The following is a 14,494-nucleotide window of genomic DNA, read 5'->3' on the forward strand; positions in this document are numbered from 1 at the left end:
GACCAGTAATTGTAGCCTGCAAGTGTCGCGCGGCCAGCAGAGTGGCGTCGGACCAAGAAGCCAGCCGACTCCTACGCCGCCCCGTGCGCACACTCCCGGATGAGTTCGTGGCGGCCGACTACGCTCAACAGGCGGCTCGCAACGGTTTCTCGACGTGGAAGGAACGCCCATGCAGACTGCCTGTACAACCGTGACCGGCTGGGCGCTCGCGGTCGTGGTCGGCGCGACGGTCTGCGGCTGCGGCAACGAACGCTCCGCCTCCGCGCCGTCGCCGTCGAGCACGACGACGTCCGCAGTGGAACCGGCCAAATCGACTCCACCGAGCACGGTGACGAGCCCGCCGCCGGGACAACGCATGGATTACCGCGGGCTGCTTATCAACCCAGCTGATATCGGGGCCGATTTCACCGCTCCCCAATCCCCCCTGTTGAACCCGGATAACGGCCTCGGCGTCGCGCAGTTGTTCGTCAGCGCCGACAGCAGCAGGAGGGTCGGGGATTTCATCTTGATCTTCGCGGATCCCGCGGCGGCCGCGACCGGCGTCGAGAACACCAAGAACAACTACGCGGGCAAAGTGAGCGGCACGTGGCGGCCGGTGGACGTCGGCTCCAAGGGGGCGATGCTTTCTGGGATCTCCGGCACCGCCGACAACGCCAAAGCGGTCACCGTGTTGGTGTTCACCGAGGGTAAGGCGCTGGTCAACATGGAATTCGACAGCCCACCGAGCGCTCCGATGGATCCGGGGGCGGTGGTCGGCATCGGCCGCAAGCAGGACGCCGCGATCAAGGGTGCGCTGCCCGACTGACCGAGGATCGCCTCGATGGCCGCGTAAAGTGTTGTACCGCAAAATGATTAGCTGATCAGGTCTGTCGGCGTCGGCGTCGGCGTCGGCGTCGTCGGCGGCGCTGGGGCCGGCGCGGTTCGCAACGCGCGGCGGCGTCAGGCGGGTTTGCCGCGTCCCACCGACCCTGTCGGCCGGCAGCCCTCACGCCGCGGCGGTCGCCACAGGCCGGTCAGGGATGTTGCCGGCAAACATCGGAGCGGCAGCACGGCGCGTCAGGCGACGACGGTGATCGGATCGCCCACGTTGACGGTGTTGAAGTACCAGGCGGCGTCGTCGGGGCTGAGGTTGATACATCCGTGACTGACGTTGGCATAGCCCTGCGAGTTCACCGACCACGGCGCCGAATGCACGTAGACACCGCTCCAGGTCACCCGGACCGCGTACTGGGCCGTGATCTTGTAGCCCTCGGGAGAGCTGAGGGGGATGCCGATGGTGCGTGAGTCCATCACCACGCTGCGCTGCTTCTGCAGGGCGGTGAAGTGCCCGATCGGCGTGGGCCGGGTGGGCTTTCCCAGGGACGCCGGCATGGTGCGCAGCACTTCGCCGTTGCGGCTCACGGTGAACGTGTGAGCGGAGATGCTGGCCACGCCGAGCACCTCGTCACCGACGTCGAAGCCCGTCGTCAGCGCCTGCACCCCCACCGAGACGTGGCTGTGGGCGGGCCAGTAACGGTCCGGCACCCACTGCACGACGTTGTCGCGTACCCATTCGAAGTGTCCTCGCACAGTGCCCGGCGACGACACGTGGACGGAACGCTCGGCGGCACTGCGGTCGGACACCGGCGCGGCGAAGGCCACCACGACGGGATGCGCCACACCCACCACCGCGCCGTCGGCGGGCAAAATCGAGGTGACGCGGGGGGCCGGTTCGGGCGCTGGGACCGCGGCCGTGCTGCGGGTCGCGGAGCCCATCACGCTCGTCGTCGTGATCGCCGTCATCACAGATAGATAACGAACCCATCGACGCATAGCGCCCGCCCTCCGAGATGGTGCGATCAACACAACGATAGTGTAGTTGCTGTCCACCAGATGCCGTTTCGGCAAACGATGGCGCATTGCTGCGGAGTCCGGATCACGATCCGATCACTCCTCGGACGCGATTTCGCCACCGCGCGGCACAAAGGTTTGCCAGGGTTTGGCGGGGTCGCCCGACGCCGGTCCTGCGCCGTCGCGCCGGAGTGCCGCCGGAGTGCCGCCGGAGTGGCTGACGCCCGGGCGACGCGCTAGCCTCGGCGGATCGGTGCCCGGGGGGCCAGGAGGTGCGGGTGCTCTTCCGTCAATTGGAGTATTTCGTCGCGGTCGCCCAGGAACGCCATTTCGCCCGGGCGGCCGAGAAGTGCTACGTATCGCAGCCCGCGCTGTCCTCGGCGATCGCCAAGCTCGAACGCGAGCTGAACGTGACGCTGATCAACCGGGGGCACAGCTTCGAGGGCCTCACCCCCGAAGGTGAGCGACTGGTCTTGTGGGCCAAGCGCATCCTCGCCGAACACGATGCCTTCAAAGCCGAGGTGCGCGCGATGCGGTCGGGCATCACCGGGACGCTGCGGCTGGGTACCGTCCCGACCGCCTCGACCACGGCGTCGCTGTTCCTCTCGGCCTTCTGCGCGGCGCACCCGCTGGCCAAGGTCCAGATTCTGTCCCGGCTGGCGGCCACCGAACTGTACCGGCGCGTGCGCGAGTTCGAGTTGGACGCCGCCATCGTGCACACCTCGCCCGACGAGGCGCGCGAGGTCGACCTGGTCCCGCTCTACGAGGAGCGCTATGTGCTCCTCTCGCCTGCGGACATGGTGCCCTCGGGTGCGACGACGCTGACGTGGCCGCAGGCCGCGCAGTTGCCGCTGGCCCTGCTCACCCCGGACATGCGGGACCGCCAGCTCATCGACGAGGCTTTCGCCGGCCACGCCATCGCCGTCACGCCGCACGTCGAAACCGATTCCGTCGCTTCGCTCTTAGCGCAAGTCGCCACGGGCAACTGGGCGTGCATCGTGCCCCATACCTGGCTGTGGACCTCACCGCTGAACGCCGACATCCGCGCGGTCGAAATGGTGGACCCGGTGGTGAAAGCCGAGATCGCGCTCGCCACCAACTCCGCCGGGCCCGGCTCGCCGATCGCCCGCGCGTTGACCGCTTCCGCCCGGGAGCTGGCGCTCGACGAGTTCTTCGACGCTCAGCTGCCGGGTCTCAGGCACCGGCGCTGATCCGGTTCAGGTTTGCCAGGTGTCCGCTTTCCACCCCGGCCGACGGGTCGAGCTCGCAGTCGATGATCGAGGGGCCGCCGGCGGCGATCGCCGCGGTCAGCGCCGAGCGCAGCTCAGCGGGCGTGGTGACGTGATATCCCGTGCCGCCGAACGCCTCCGCGATCAGCTCGTGGTGCGCCCGCGCGTTGAGTGCTGTGGGCGCCGGATCCAGGCCGGGCGGCGCTTCGTCGCCGCGGTAGACACCGCCGTTGTTGAGGATGACCACGGTCACCGGAAGCCGGTACCGGCAGATGGTCTCGACTTCCATGCCCGAGAAGCCGAATGCGCTGTCGCCTTCGATCGCGACCACGGGCCTGCCTGTCTCGATCGCGGCGGCGATGGCGTAGCCCATGCCGATGCCCATCACGCCCCAGGTTCCGGTGTCGAGCCGGTGGCGCGGCTGCTCCATGTCGATGACATTGCGGGCCAGGTCCAGCGCGTTGGCCCCCTCGTTGACCACGTACACGTCCGGGTTTTCCTGCAGCACTGAACGGATGGCACCCAGTGCGTTGTGAAACCTCATGGGGTAGGGGTTTTCGGCGAGCCGTCGGCGCATTGTGGCTTCGTTGCTCGCTTTACGTTCGGCCAGCTCGCCGACCCATTCCGCCGGCGCGGTGATCGGGCGCTGCACCGCACCGGCGAGCAGCGCCGACATCACCGAGCCGATGTCGCCGGCCAGCGGCGCCGCGATCGGCTGGTTGCTGTCGAACTCCGACGCCGCGATGTCGGCCTGGATGAACGTGGCATCGGCGGACCACTGCGGGCAGGAGCCGTGGCCCAGGAGCCAATTCAGCCTGGCACCCACCAGCAACACCGTGTCCGCGCGCGAGATCGCCAGCGAGCGGGCCGCTGCGGCGGACTGCGAGTGCGAGTCCGGCAGCAGCCCCTTGGCCATCGACATCGGCAGGAACGGAATCCCGGTTTCCTCCAGGAACTTCCGGATCACATCGTCGGCCTGGGCGTAGGCCGCGCCCTTGCCGAGAACCACCAGCGGGCGTTGGGCGTGTGCGAGCAACGCCAGCGCGCGCTCGACCGCGTCGGGCGCCGGGAGCTGGCGCGGCGCCGGGTCCACCACCCGCCAGATGGTCCGCGTCGCGGCGGTGACGTCCATGGTCTGGCCCAGCACCTCACCGGGGATGTCGAGGTACACCCCGCCGGGCCGGCCGGAGACCGCCGTGCGGATGGCGCGCGCGATCCCGCGCCCGATGTCGTCCGCCCGGGAGATCCGGTATGCCGCCTTCGCGAAAGGCCTTGCGGCGCTTAGTTGGTCGATATCCTGGTAGTCGCCTCGCTGCAGATCGACCAGCGCGCGGTTACTGGAGCCCGAGATCTGGATCATCGGGAAGCAGTTCGTTGTGGCGTTGGCGATCGCGGGCAGGCCGTTGAGAAACCCGGGCCCCGACGTCGTCAAGCAGACCCCCGGACGGCGGGTGAGGAACCCGGCGGCGGCGGCGGCGTTGCCGGCCGAGGCCTCCTGGCGGAAGCCGATGAAGCGGATCCCGGACGCCTGCGCCACGCGGGCCAGGTCGGTGATCGGGATGCCGACGATCCCGTAGATGGTGTCGATGTCGTTGGCCCTGAGGGCAGCGACAACGAGGTGGAAGCCGTCGGTCGACTGTGCCGACCCCGCAGATGCCGCATCGGTCGCCATGGTGGCGCCTCCTCGTGTCCTGGTGGTCGATCGGGTCCGTGATCACTGTGTTCCCGGCGCCCGGAGGTGTCCAAGACTAAGCCGCTATGCACCGATTCACGCAAGTTGTCGTCGGTGGGCGCAGGCCGGTCGCTGGGGTTCAATAGTCATCGGTTATCAATTGTGACGGCATCGGTATTGGACGGCCGGCACGGCTGCGCGGCATGGTGCCGGCAGGAGCTTTTCGGCCCGCAACGGGGTCATTCGAGAAGGGACATGGCGATGGGGACTGAGGCGATTCACGGTGAGGCCGGGACAGGGCCGGCCGCGGCGTCGGGAGCCCCTCGCATCGCTGACCTGGTCCAAACGGCTGCGGCGCGGCAGCCGGAGGCGCCGGCGCTCGTCGTGACCGGCGACCGCATCCGGATCGGCTACCGCGACCTGGTCCGGGTGGTCGACGATCTGGCCGGCCGGTTGCGGGCGGCCGGTCTGGCGCCCGGTGAGCGCGTCGCGCTGCGCGCGGGCAGCAACGCCGAGTTCGTCGTCGGCCTGCTGGCGGCGTCGCGGGCGGAGCTGATCGCAGTCCCGTTGGACCCGGCGCTGCCCGTCGCCGAGCAGCGGCGACGCAGCGAGGCCGTGGGCGCGCGGGTGGTGCTCGTCGACGGGGACGTGCCCGACGAGCGGGATCCGGCGCCGGGCTGGTGGCCGATCGCGGTGACCATCGGCTCCGACGGCGGCCCCGCGGTCGGCTTGGACGTCGCGACCACGCCGCCGGCCGGGTCCCCGGCGCCCGAGGGGCTGCGGTCCGACGACGCCATGATCATGTTCACCGGGGGGACGACCGGTATGCCGAAGATGGTCCCGTGGACCAACGCCAACCTCGCGGCCTCGGTGCGTGCCATCGTCGCCGGCTACAGCCTGGGCCCCGACGATGCGACCGTCGCGGTGATGCCGCTCTACCACGGACACGGCCTGCTGGCCGCGCTGCTGGCGACGCTGGCCTCCGGCGGTGCGGTGTTGCTGCCGGCGCGCGGGCGGTTCTCGGCGCACACGTTCTGGGACGACATCGCCGCCGTGGGGGCCACCTGGTACACCGCGGTCCCGACGATTCACCAGATCCTGCTGGAACGCGCCAAGACCGACCGGTGCCGGGCCGACCGGGCCACGACTCCACCGGCGGCGCTGCGGTTCATCCGCAGCTGCAGTGCCCCGCTCACCCCGGAGACGGCGCAGGCGCTGCACGACACCTTCTCCGCGCCGGTGGTGTGCGCGTTCGGCATGACCGAGGCCACCCACCAGGTGTCCAGCACGGGCATCGACCAACGCGAAAATCCCGCCGAGACGCCCGGTCTCGTCGGCCGGTCGACCGGCCCTGACATCCGGATCGCCGGGCCCGACGGCGGGCCGTTGGCCGCCGGGGCGGTCGGCGAGATCTGGCTGCGCGGATCGACCGTCGTGCGCGGCTACCTCGGCGACCCGGCGATCACCGCGGCCAACTTCACCGACGGGTGGCTGCGCACCGGCGACCTCGGTTCACTGTCGGCGGCCGGCGACCTGAGCATCCGCGGCAGGATCAAGGAGCTGATCAACCGGGGTGGGGAGAAGATCTCGCCGGAACGCGTCGAGGCCGTCCTGGCCGGCCACCCCGGTGTGCTGGAGGTCGCGGTGTTCGGGATGCCCGACAGGTTGTACGGGGAAACCGTGGCCGCGGTGATCGTTCCCCGGGAATCCGCCGCACCGACCCCCGACGAACTGCTGGCGTTCTGCCGGCGCCGGTTGGCGCCCTTCGAGATGCCGAGCACCTTCCAGGAAGCCGACGAGCTACCCCACACCGCAAAGGGCTCGCTGGACCGCCGCGCCGTGGCCGCGCGATTCGGCACGACGGGCTGAGTCGTCCGGGACGGCCGAAAAAGCCGGCACGGTGGGCACTTCCGAGAGCGGTCAGGGGGCCGATGACGACACGGTGCCCCACGCCGCCCGCGCGCCCGAATCGCCGATGCGGTACGTCTGGACCAGTGTCGCGGCGGCGGCGACCACCACCAGCACCCCGACCACCGACTGCGCGACCAGGCTGACCGCCGTTCCGCGCTTCTGGCGGACGTGAACGGCGGCCAGCAGCGCGACGGTGGCCAGCAGAGCCGCGACGATGTAGACCAACGTCGACCCCAACTGCTCGTGCGCGTCCAGTATCGGCTCCATGGCGGGCGCGGTGCGGACCCGCGCCGCCAGCCAGCCACCCGCGTCGGCGGTCACCGGGGTCAAGGCCGCCGTGGCGACCGCCAGGACGACGACCAGCCAGATCAGCCTTCGTCGCGCCGCGGGCCACAACGCGCACACGATCGCCAGGACGGCCGTCAGCGGCGCCAAGACGACGACGAAATGGTTCAGCAGGATATGGGCGGGAAGTCCGTTGAAAGTCGACATGCCTTCTCAGACACTAGCCGCCATCCGGACGGCCGCCGATTCCGGCATCGGTTCGTATCGGGCGAACGACCGGGTGAACGACGCCGCCCCGTGCGCCAGCGAACGCAGATCGATGGCGTAGCGGGTCAGTTCCACCTGCGGCACCTCGGCGTGCACCACCGTGCGGTCGGGGCCGGCCTCGGTACCCAGCACCCGTCCGCGGCGGCTCGACAGGTCTCCCATCACCGCGCCGACGAAGTCGTCGGGTACCCGCACCCAGATCTCGTCCATCGGTTCGAGCAGCGCCACCCGGGTCGCCGCCGCGGCCTCGCGCAACGCCAGCGCGCCGGCCATCTGGAACGCGAAGTCCGAAGAGTCGACGCTGTGCGCCTTGCCGTCGATCAGGGTGACACGGATGTCGACCACCGGGTACCCGGCCTGCACACCCTTGTCCATCTGGGCCCGCACACCCTTCTCCACGCTGGGGATGAACTGGCGCGGCACCGCCCCGCCGACCACCCTGTCGACGAACTGGAACCCGGAGCCCTCCGGCAGCGGCTCCACCTCGATGTCGCACACCGCGTACTGGCCGTGCCCGCCGGACTGTTTGACGTGGCGGCCGTGGCCTTTGGCCGTGCCGGTGAAAGTCTCCCGCAACGGAATTCGGACATCGACCGTGTCCACGGTGACGCCGTAACGGTTGGCCAGCGCATCCAACACGACGCCGGCGTGAGCTTCGCCCATGCACCACAGCACGATCTGGTGGGTTTCCGGGTTCTGCTCGATGCGCAGGGTCGGGTCCTCGGCGGCCAACCGTGCCAGCCCGACCGACAGCTTGTCCTCGTCTGTCTTGGCGTGCGCCGCGATGGCGACCGGCAGCAGCGGCTCGGGCATCGTCCAGGGCTTGAGGACCAGCGGCTCGGACTTGTCGGACAGCGTGTCGCCGGTCTCGGCCCGGCTCAGCTTGCCGATCGCGCAGATGTCGCCGGCGACCGCGGCCTGAGCCGGGCGTTGCTGCTTGCCCAGCGGAAAGGACAGCGCCCCGATGCGTTCGTCTTCGTCATGGTCAGGGTGGGCGCGGCCGTTCCCGTTGCCCGTGCCGAAAAACGACGAAAAATGGCCCGACACGTGAACCGTCGCGTCGGGCCTGACCGTGCCGGAGAACACCCGGACGAGGCTGACCCTGCCGACGTAGGGGTCCGACGTCGTCTTCACCACCTCTGCGAGCAACGGCGCGTCGACGGCGCAAGCCAGCATGGTGTGCCGGGCGCCCTGCGGCGTGAACACCTCCGGGAGCGGGTGCTCCATCGGTGAGGGGAATCCGCGGGTGGTGATCTCCAGGAGCTCCGGCATTCCGACGCCGGTGCCGCTGCACACCGGGATCACCGGGAAGAACGACGCCCGGGCGACGGCTCGCTCCAGGTCGGCGACGAGCACGGCCTCGTCGATCGTCTCGCCGCCCAGGTAGCGCTCCATCAGGGACTCGTCCTCGGATTCCTCGATGATCCCCTCGATCAGCCTGCCGCGGGCGTCCTCGATGCGGTCGGCGTCCGACGGGTCCGGCGGGTGGGTCGTCCGTTGCCCGGCCGCGTAGTCGTAGCACGTCTGCGACAGCAAGCCGATCAGGCCGGCGCAGGTCGGCAGGGACGTGGGCAGATACAGCGGTAACACCTTGTCGCCGAACGCGTCCTGCGCCGCTGCCACCGCCTCGGAGTAGCTGGCTCGCGCGTGGTCGAGCTTGGTGATCACCACCGCGCGGGGCATGCCGACTTGGCTGCACTCCTGCCACAGCAACCTCGTCGGGTCGTCGACCCCCTCGTTCGCGGCGATCACGAAAAGCGCGCAGTCCGCCGCCCGCAGTCCGGCCCTCAGCTCGCCCACGAAGTCGGCGTATCCGGGGGTGTCGACCAGGTTGACCTTGACGCCGTCGTGCGACAGGGACGCGACGGCGATGCCCACCGACCGCTGTTGGCGAATCTCCGCGTCGTCGTAGTCGCAGACCGTGGTTCCGTCGGTGACCGAGCCCGCCCGGGACAGCACCCCGGCCGCTACGAGCAGGGCCTCGACGAGGGTGGTCTTGCCGGCTCCCGACGGTCCGACGAGAACCACGTTGCGGATGTCACCCGGGCCGGTGGCGGTGGGGGCGGTCGTCGCGCCCTGGGAACTGTTCGTCTTGTCCGCCATGGCTTCCCTCCGACTTTCCCGGGTCGCTTACTGCCGTAGCTCTATCCAGCTACCCTTCACCCAACGACCGCCGACCACAAGAGCCTGCGACGAATCGCCGACCCCTCGGCCGCGGTGCTCGCGGGACGTGCTCATGCCTGCCAGTCCGACCACCGGTGGACCGTGACTGCGATCACTGCACCGTCCAGCGAAACCGATTGATACTGAGAGTATTTGGCGCGCAGCAACCGCCGGCCGGTGTCCACCGTCGGGCCGCTTTCGTGCACGGCGGCGACACCGTCGGCCCGGACCCACCACAACCTCGTCCAGTCGTCGGCGTAGTGGTCGACGAGCAGGCTCACCCGGGGATTGTTCTCGATGTTGGCCAGGCGTCGCAGCCGCCGGGTCGACTTGGGCTTGGCGTCGACGGCCGTGTAAACGACGTCGCCGCCGCCGGAGTCGTCGAACGCGAAGACCACCGGCACCAGGTGGGGAAGGCCGTCGGGGGTGATCGTGGCCAGCCGGGCCACCGGGTAGCGGCCGAACCTGGCCTTGGCGTCGAAGTCACCCACCGTCCCAGGTTAAGGACACGGGCGGCCCGCCGGATCCGGCCCGGCGCGCAGCAAACCGGCCCAATCCGGTGGCGGCCGCTCGCTCCCGCGACCGCCACCGGAATCGGTCGGCGGCCGTGGCGATTGCGCTGGTGTCCCCCGACCGATTACGCCGGCAGAGAAAATCAGAGCGTGGACACCAGCTGGCTGCCGGTCGGATGCGAAACCGGCCGACGATCGAGTAAACACCTGCATTACGGTTATATGGATACAGTCGTCCCGCCTCAGAGCCGGAGGCCGGGGCGATTTCTCATTCTCGACTGCAGGAGGCACGGATGAGCAAAGGGCATCACCGCCAGGTCCGGTGGTCATGTTTAGCCAGCGTGCTGGCTGTGGTCGGGTTGGGCCTGGGCGCGGTGCCCGCGTCCGCCGCACCTCCCGGGTTGTCCACCCCCGCGCTGGATCGGGTCGCCGACCGGCCCGTGATCGCGCTCGACCCGGCGGCGCTGGTCGCGCAGGTCGGGCCGCAGGTGGTCAACATCAACACCAACTTCGGCTACAACAACGCGGTGGGAGCCGGGACCGGAATCGTCATCGACCCGAACGGCGTCGTGCTGACCAACAACCACGTGATTTCCGGCGCCACCGACATCAGCGCGTTCGACGTCGGTAACGGCCAAACCTACGGGGTCGACGTGATCGGCTACGACCGCACGCAAGACGTCGCGGTGCTGCAGCTGCGCGGGGCGGCCGGCCTGGCGACCGCGGCGATCGGCGATGGCGTCGGCGTCGGCGAGCCGGTCGTCGCGATGGGCAACGCCGGAGGACAGGGTGGAACGCCCAGCGCGGTGGCCGGTCACGTCATCGGTCTCAACCAGACCGTCGACGCAACCGACACCCTAACCGGCGCCCAGGAGACGCTCGGCGGCCTGATCCAGGCCGACACGCCCATCAGGCCGGGCGACTCCGGTGGGCCGCTTGTCAACGACAACGGCCAGGTGGTCGGCATGAACACCGCCGCCACCGACAACTACAAGATGGCCGGCGGGCAGGGCTTTGCCATCCCGATCGGCCACGCGATGGGAGTGGCCGGCCAGATCCGCTCCGGTGCCGGCTCGAACAGCGTGCACATCGGCCCGACGGCCTTCCTCGGCCTGGGCGTCGTCGACAACGGCGGCAACGGCGCGCGCGTCGAACGGGTGGTCGGTGGCGGGCCCGCCTCGGCGGCGGGCTTCGCGCCGGGCGATGTGATCGCCACGATCGACGGCGCCCCGATCCACGGGGCCACCTCCATGACGGATGCCCTGGTCCCGCATCACCCGGGTGACACCATCACGGTCAGCTACCGCTCCGCGTCCGGCGGCGAACGCATCGCGAACGTGACCCTGGCAGAGGGCCCGCCGGCCTGAGATCCGCGAAGGGCCATGCCCACAATCCAATCCGCTTGTCGCACGGCGTGGTTCGCCGTGCCTCTGCGAGCGTGATTCCCGTCCTCGCGCGTCGGGTACCCGTGGCATCGTGGAACTGATGAACGACGCAGGAGACGCTGTCGACCACCATCCCGCAGAGGGCAGTCACGTCCAGGGCGGCGTGGTCGAGCACCCCAGCGCCGAGGATTTCCGCAACGCCGCGGCACTGCCTGCCGATCCGACCTGGTTCAAACACGCCGTCTTCTACGAGGTGCTGGTCCGGGCGTTCTACGACGCCAGCGCCGACGGTGCCGGCGATCTGCGGGGCCTGCACCAGCGCCTGGACTACCTGCAATGGCTGGGCATCGACTGCATCTGGCTGCCCCCCTTCTACGACTCGCCGCTGCGCGACGGCGGATACGACATCCGGGATTTCTACAAGGTGCTGCCCGAGTTCGGCACCGTGGAGGACTTCGTCGCGCTGCTCGACGCCGCTCACCGGCGGGGTATCCGGGTCATCACCGACCTCGTGATGAACCACACCTCGGATTCCCATCCGTGGTTCCAGGAGTCGCGCCACGACCCCGACGGCCCCTACGGCGACTACTACGTGTGGAGCGACACCAGCGAGAAATACACCGACGCCCGGATCATCTTCGTCGACACCGAGGAGTCCAACTGGACCTTCGACCCCGTGCGCCGGCAGTTCTACTGGCACCGGTTCTTCTCGCACCAGCCCGACCTGAATTACGACTGCCCGGCGGTGCAGGAGGCGATGATCGACGCGATCCGCTTCTGGCTCGGGCTGGGCATCGACGGTTTCCGACTCGACGCGGTGCCCTACCTGTTCGAGCGGGAGGGCACCAATTGCGAGAACCTGTCCGAGACCCACGCGTTCCTCAAACGGGTGCGCAAAGTCGTCGACGACGAGTTCCCGGGGCGGGTGCTGCTGGCCGAGGCCAACCAGTGGCCCGCCGACGTCGTCGAATACTTCGGCGAGTCCAGTACCGGCGGCGACGAATGCCACATGGCTTTCCACTTCCCGCTGATGCCGCGCATCTTCATGGCAGTCCGCCGGGAATCGCGGTTCCCGATCTCGGAGATCCTCGCCCAGACTCCCGAGATCCCCGACATGGCCCAGTGGGGCATTTTCCTGCGCAACCACGACGAGTTGACGCTGGAGATGGTCAGCGACGAAGAGCGCGACTACATGTACTCCGAGTACGCCAAGGACCCGCGGATGAAGGCCAACGTCGGAATCCGTCGCCGCCTGGCGCCGCTGCTGGACAACGACCGCAACCAGATCGAGCTGTTCACCGCGCTGCTGTTCTCCCTGCCCGGATCGCCGGTCCTCTACTACGGCGACGAGATCGGCATGGGTGACGTGATCTGGCTGGGCGACCGAGACGGTGTGCGCACCCCGATGCAGTGGACACCGGACCGTAACGCCGGGTTTTCCGCCGCCAACCCGGGCCGGCTCTACCTGCCGCCCAGCCAGGACCCGGTGTACGGGTACCAGGCGGTCAATGTGGAGGCCCAGCGCGACACGTCGACCTCGCTGCTCAACTTCACCCGCATGATGCTGGCCGTGCGCCGGCGGCACGCGGCCTTCGCTGTCGGGAGCTTCGAAGAATTGGGCGGGTCGAACCCCTCGGTGCTGGCTTTCGTACGTCAGGCGGCAGATGATGGCGACATCGTCCTGTGCGTCAACAACCTGTCGCGGTTCCCGCAGCCCATCGAGCTGAACCTGCAGCACTGGAGTGGCTACACGCCGACGGAACTGACCGGGCATGTGGAGTTCCCCCGGATCGGCCATCTGCCCTACCTGCTGACGCTGCCGGGACACGGCTTTTATTGGTTCCAACTGTCTGCATCGGAGGAGCGGCACACATGAGCGCGAGTGAGCCGGCCAAGCTGCCCTGGTCCGAGTGGCTGCCGCAGCAACGTTGGTACGCCGGACGAAACCGGGATCTGTCCGTCGCGGAGGCGAGCCTGACCGTGCCGCTGCGCGAAGACCTCGACTTGGTGTTGGTCGACGCCGACTACACCGACGGTACGTCCGAGCGCTACCAGGTGATCGTCCGTTGGGACGCGGCGCCGGTTTCGGAGTACAGCAACGTCGCGACGATCGGCGCGGCAGGCGACCGGACCGGTTTCGATGCTCTCTACGACGCCGATGCGCCGCAATTCCTGCTGTCGCTGATCGACTCCTCGGGCGTGCGCGACGCGTCGGGCACGCAGCTGAGGTTCGTCAAGGAACCGGACGCCCAGCTGCCGTCGGAGGCGCTGCCGCGCGTCGCGGAAGCCGAGCAGAGCAACACCAGCGTGATCTTCGACCGCCGGGCCATCTTGAAGGTGTTTCGCAGGGTCAGCGGCGGCGTCAACCCCGACATCGAACTCAACCGGGTGCTCGCCCGCGCGGGCAACGCGCACGTCGCCCGGTTGCTCGGCACCTACGAGATCGCCGGTCCGGACGGCACACCGGACACGGCGTGGCCGTTGGGTATGGTCACCGAATTCGCGTCCAACGCGGCCGAAGGCTGGGCGATGGCCACCGCCAGCGTGCGTGACCTGTTCGCCGAGGCCGACCTGTATGCCCACGAAGTCGGTGGCGACTTCGCCGGCGAGTCCTACCGGCTCGGTGAAGCGGTCGCCTCGGTGCACGCCGCGCTGGCCGAGAGCCTCGGAACCAGCCGGGCGACGTTCCCGCTCGACACCGTGCTGGCGCGGTTGTCCGCGACCGTGGCGAAGGTGCCCGAACTCGAGGAGTATGCGGCGGTCGTCGAGGAGCGGTTCCAGAAGCTGGCGGGTGAGACGATCACCGTTCAGCGCATCCACGGCGACCTGCACCTGGGACAGGTGCTGCGGACGCCGGAGAGTTGGCTGCTGATCGACTTCGAAGGCGAGCCGGGCCAACCTCTGCAGGAACGGCGGGCCCCGGACTCGCCGCTGCGTGACGTGGCCGGTGTCCTGCGGTCCTTCGAGTACGCCGCCTACGGGCCGCTGACGGACCAGGCCGCCGACAAGCAACTCGCGGCCCGGGCCCGGGAATGGGTCGAGCGTAACCGCACCGCGTTCTGCGAGGGCTATGCGGCCACGTCCGGGGTCGATCCGCGCGATTCGGCGGAGCTGCTGGCCGCCTACGAACTCGACAAGGCCGTGTACGAGGTCGGGTACGAGTCGCGGCACCGCCCGGGATGGCTGCCGATTCCGCTGCGTTCCATCGCTCGGCTCACCGCCGCCTAGCTGGCTGTAGTT

At 69.2% G+C, this 14,494-nt stretch carries 11 protein-coding genes; 6 read left to right on the forward strand and 5 right to left on the reverse strand.

Annotated features, from left to right (window positions below; all coding sequences use genetic code 11):
• Window positions 1-169 precede the first annotated feature (169 nt).
• A complete protein-coding gene (locus tag ACOJVU_RS20930; protein ID WP_421531540.1) occupies window positions 170-805 on the forward strand; it encodes a hypothetical protein in 636 nt (211 codons plus the stop codon).
• 251 nt (window positions 806-1,056) lie between these two features.
• Here ACOJVU_RS20930 and ACOJVU_RS20935 read toward each other — a convergent pair whose 3' ends face one another.
• The gene (locus ACOJVU_RS20935; protein ID WP_421531541.1) at window positions 1,057-1,812 is read right to left on the reverse strand and encodes a L,D-transpeptidase; all 756 of its coding nucleotides are present in this window, start codon (window positions 1,810-1,812) and stop codon (window positions 1,057-1,059) included.
• 296 nt (window positions 1,813-2,108) lie between these two features.
• Here ACOJVU_RS20935 and ACOJVU_RS20940 point away from each other — a divergent pair, with 296 nt between their 5' ends.
• Entirely contained in the window at window positions 2,109-3,041 is a 933-nt protein-coding gene (locus ACOJVU_RS20940) for a LysR family transcriptional regulator (protein ID WP_421531542.1), read from the forward strand.
• Here the strand turns inward: ACOJVU_RS20940 and oxc are convergent.
• Window positions 3,025-4,731 (reverse strand): oxalyl-CoA decarboxylase, encoded by a 1,707-nt coding sequence (gene oxc / locus ACOJVU_RS20945; protein WP_421531543.1) that lies wholly within the window; start codon window positions 4,729-4,731, stop codon window positions 3,025-3,027. The two genes, ACOJVU_RS20940 and oxc, sit on opposite strands and share 17 nt — an antisense overlap.
• A 261-nt stretch (window positions 4,732-4,992) precedes the next feature.
• On the opposite strand from oxc, the gene ACOJVU_RS20950 reads away from it, so the two are divergent.
• Complete coding sequence (locus ACOJVU_RS20950; protein ID WP_421531565.1) at window positions 4,993-6,600, forward strand: FadD7 family fatty acid--CoA ligase; 1,608 nt, start codon at window positions 4,993-4,995, stop codon at window positions 6,598-6,600.
• Between the two features lie 51 nt (window positions 6,601-6,651).
• On the opposite strand, the gene ACOJVU_RS20955 is transcribed toward ACOJVU_RS20950, so the two are convergent.
• The 3 genes from ACOJVU_RS20955 to ACOJVU_RS20965 form a co-directional block, all read right to left on the reverse strand.
• Window positions 6,652-7,134 (reverse strand): DUF2231 domain-containing protein, encoded by a 483-nt coding sequence (locus ACOJVU_RS20955; protein WP_421531544.1) that lies wholly within the window; start codon window positions 7,132-7,134, stop codon window positions 6,652-6,654.
• A 6-nt stretch (window positions 7,135-7,140) separates the two neighbouring features.
• Window positions 7,141-9,297 carry an elongation factor G-like protein EF-G2 gene (locus tag ACOJVU_RS20960; protein ID WP_421531545.1) on the reverse strand — a complete coding sequence of 719 codons (2,157 nt, stop codon included), beginning with the start codon at window positions 9,295-9,297 and terminating at the stop codon, window positions 7,141-7,143.
• A gap of 131 nt (window positions 9,298-9,428) precedes the next feature.
• The gene (locus ACOJVU_RS20965; RefSeq protein ID WP_421531546.1) at window positions 9,429-9,848 is read right to left on the reverse strand and encodes a TIGR03668 family PPOX class F420-dependent oxidoreductase; all 420 of its coding nucleotides are present in this window, start codon (window positions 9,846-9,848) and stop codon (window positions 9,429-9,431) included.
• Between the two features lie 314 nt (window positions 9,849-10,162).
• On the opposite strand from ACOJVU_RS20965, the gene ACOJVU_RS20970 reads away from it, so the two are divergent.
• The 3 genes from ACOJVU_RS20970 (at window position 10,163) to ACOJVU_RS20980 (ending at window position 14,482) form a co-directional block, all read left to right on the forward strand.
• Window positions 10,163-11,236, forward strand: a complete 1,074-nt coding sequence (locus ACOJVU_RS20970) for a S1C family serine protease (protein WP_421531547.1) — start codon at window positions 10,163-10,165, stop codon at window positions 11,234-11,236.
• Between the two features lie 118 nt (window positions 11,237-11,354).
• Window positions 11,355-13,130 carry a maltose alpha-D-glucosyltransferase gene (gene treS, locus ACOJVU_RS20975; protein WP_421531548.1) on the forward strand — a complete coding sequence of 592 codons (1,776 nt, stop codon included), beginning with the start codon at window positions 11,355-11,357 and terminating at the stop codon, window positions 13,128-13,130.
• Window positions 13,127-14,482 (forward strand): maltokinase N-terminal cap-like domain-containing protein, encoded by a 1,356-nt coding sequence (locus tag ACOJVU_RS20980; protein WP_421531549.1) that lies wholly within the window; start codon window positions 13,127-13,129, stop codon window positions 14,480-14,482. The genes treS and ACOJVU_RS20980 overlap by 4 nt, the downstream gene beginning before the upstream one ends.
• Window positions 14,483-14,494: the final 12 nt, after the last annotated feature.

The organism is Mycobacterium sp. THU-M104 (assembly GCF_049197365.1).
In the GTDB taxonomy this organism is placed as follows: domain Bacteria; phylum Actinomycetota; class Actinomycetes; order Mycobacteriales; family Mycobacteriaceae; genus Mycobacterium.

What these genes read in the sequence shown, in the direction of transcription:
- ACOJVU_RS20930 (WP_421531540.1), top strand. Translation starts at nt 170, where the DNA reads ATGCAGACTGCCTGTACAACCGTGACCGGCTGGGCGCTCGCGGTCGTG.
- ACOJVU_RS20935 (WP_421531541.1), bottom strand. Translation starts at nt 1,812, where the DNA reads ATGCGTCGATGGGTTCGTTATCTATCTGTGATGACGGCGATCACGACG.
- oxc (WP_421531543.1), bottom strand. Translation starts at nt 4,731, where the DNA reads ATGGCGACCGATGCGGCATCTGCGGGGTCGGCACAGTCGACCGACGGC.
- ACOJVU_RS20950 (WP_421531565.1), top strand. Translation starts at nt 4,993, where the DNA reads ATGGGGACTGAGGCGATTCACGGTGAGGCCGGGACAGGGCCGGCCGCG.
- ACOJVU_RS20955 (WP_421531544.1), bottom strand. Translation starts at nt 7,134, where the DNA reads ATGTCGACTTTCAACGGACTTCCCGCCCATATCCTGCTGAACCATTTC.
- ACOJVU_RS20960 (WP_421531545.1), bottom strand. Translation starts at nt 9,297, where the DNA reads ATGGCGGACAAGACGAACAGTTCCCAGGGCGCGACGACCGCCCCCACC.
- ACOJVU_RS20970 (WP_421531547.1), top strand. Translation starts at nt 10,163, where the DNA reads ATGAGCAAAGGGCATCACCGCCAGGTCCGGTGGTCATGTTTAGCCAGC.
- treS (WP_421531548.1), top strand. Translation starts at nt 11,355, where the DNA reads ATGAACGACGCAGGAGACGCTGTCGACCACCATCCCGCAGAGGGCAGT.
- ACOJVU_RS20980 (WP_421531549.1), top strand. Translation starts at nt 13,127, where the DNA reads ATGAGCGCGAGTGAGCCGGCCAAGCTGCCCTGGTCCGAGTGGCTGCCG.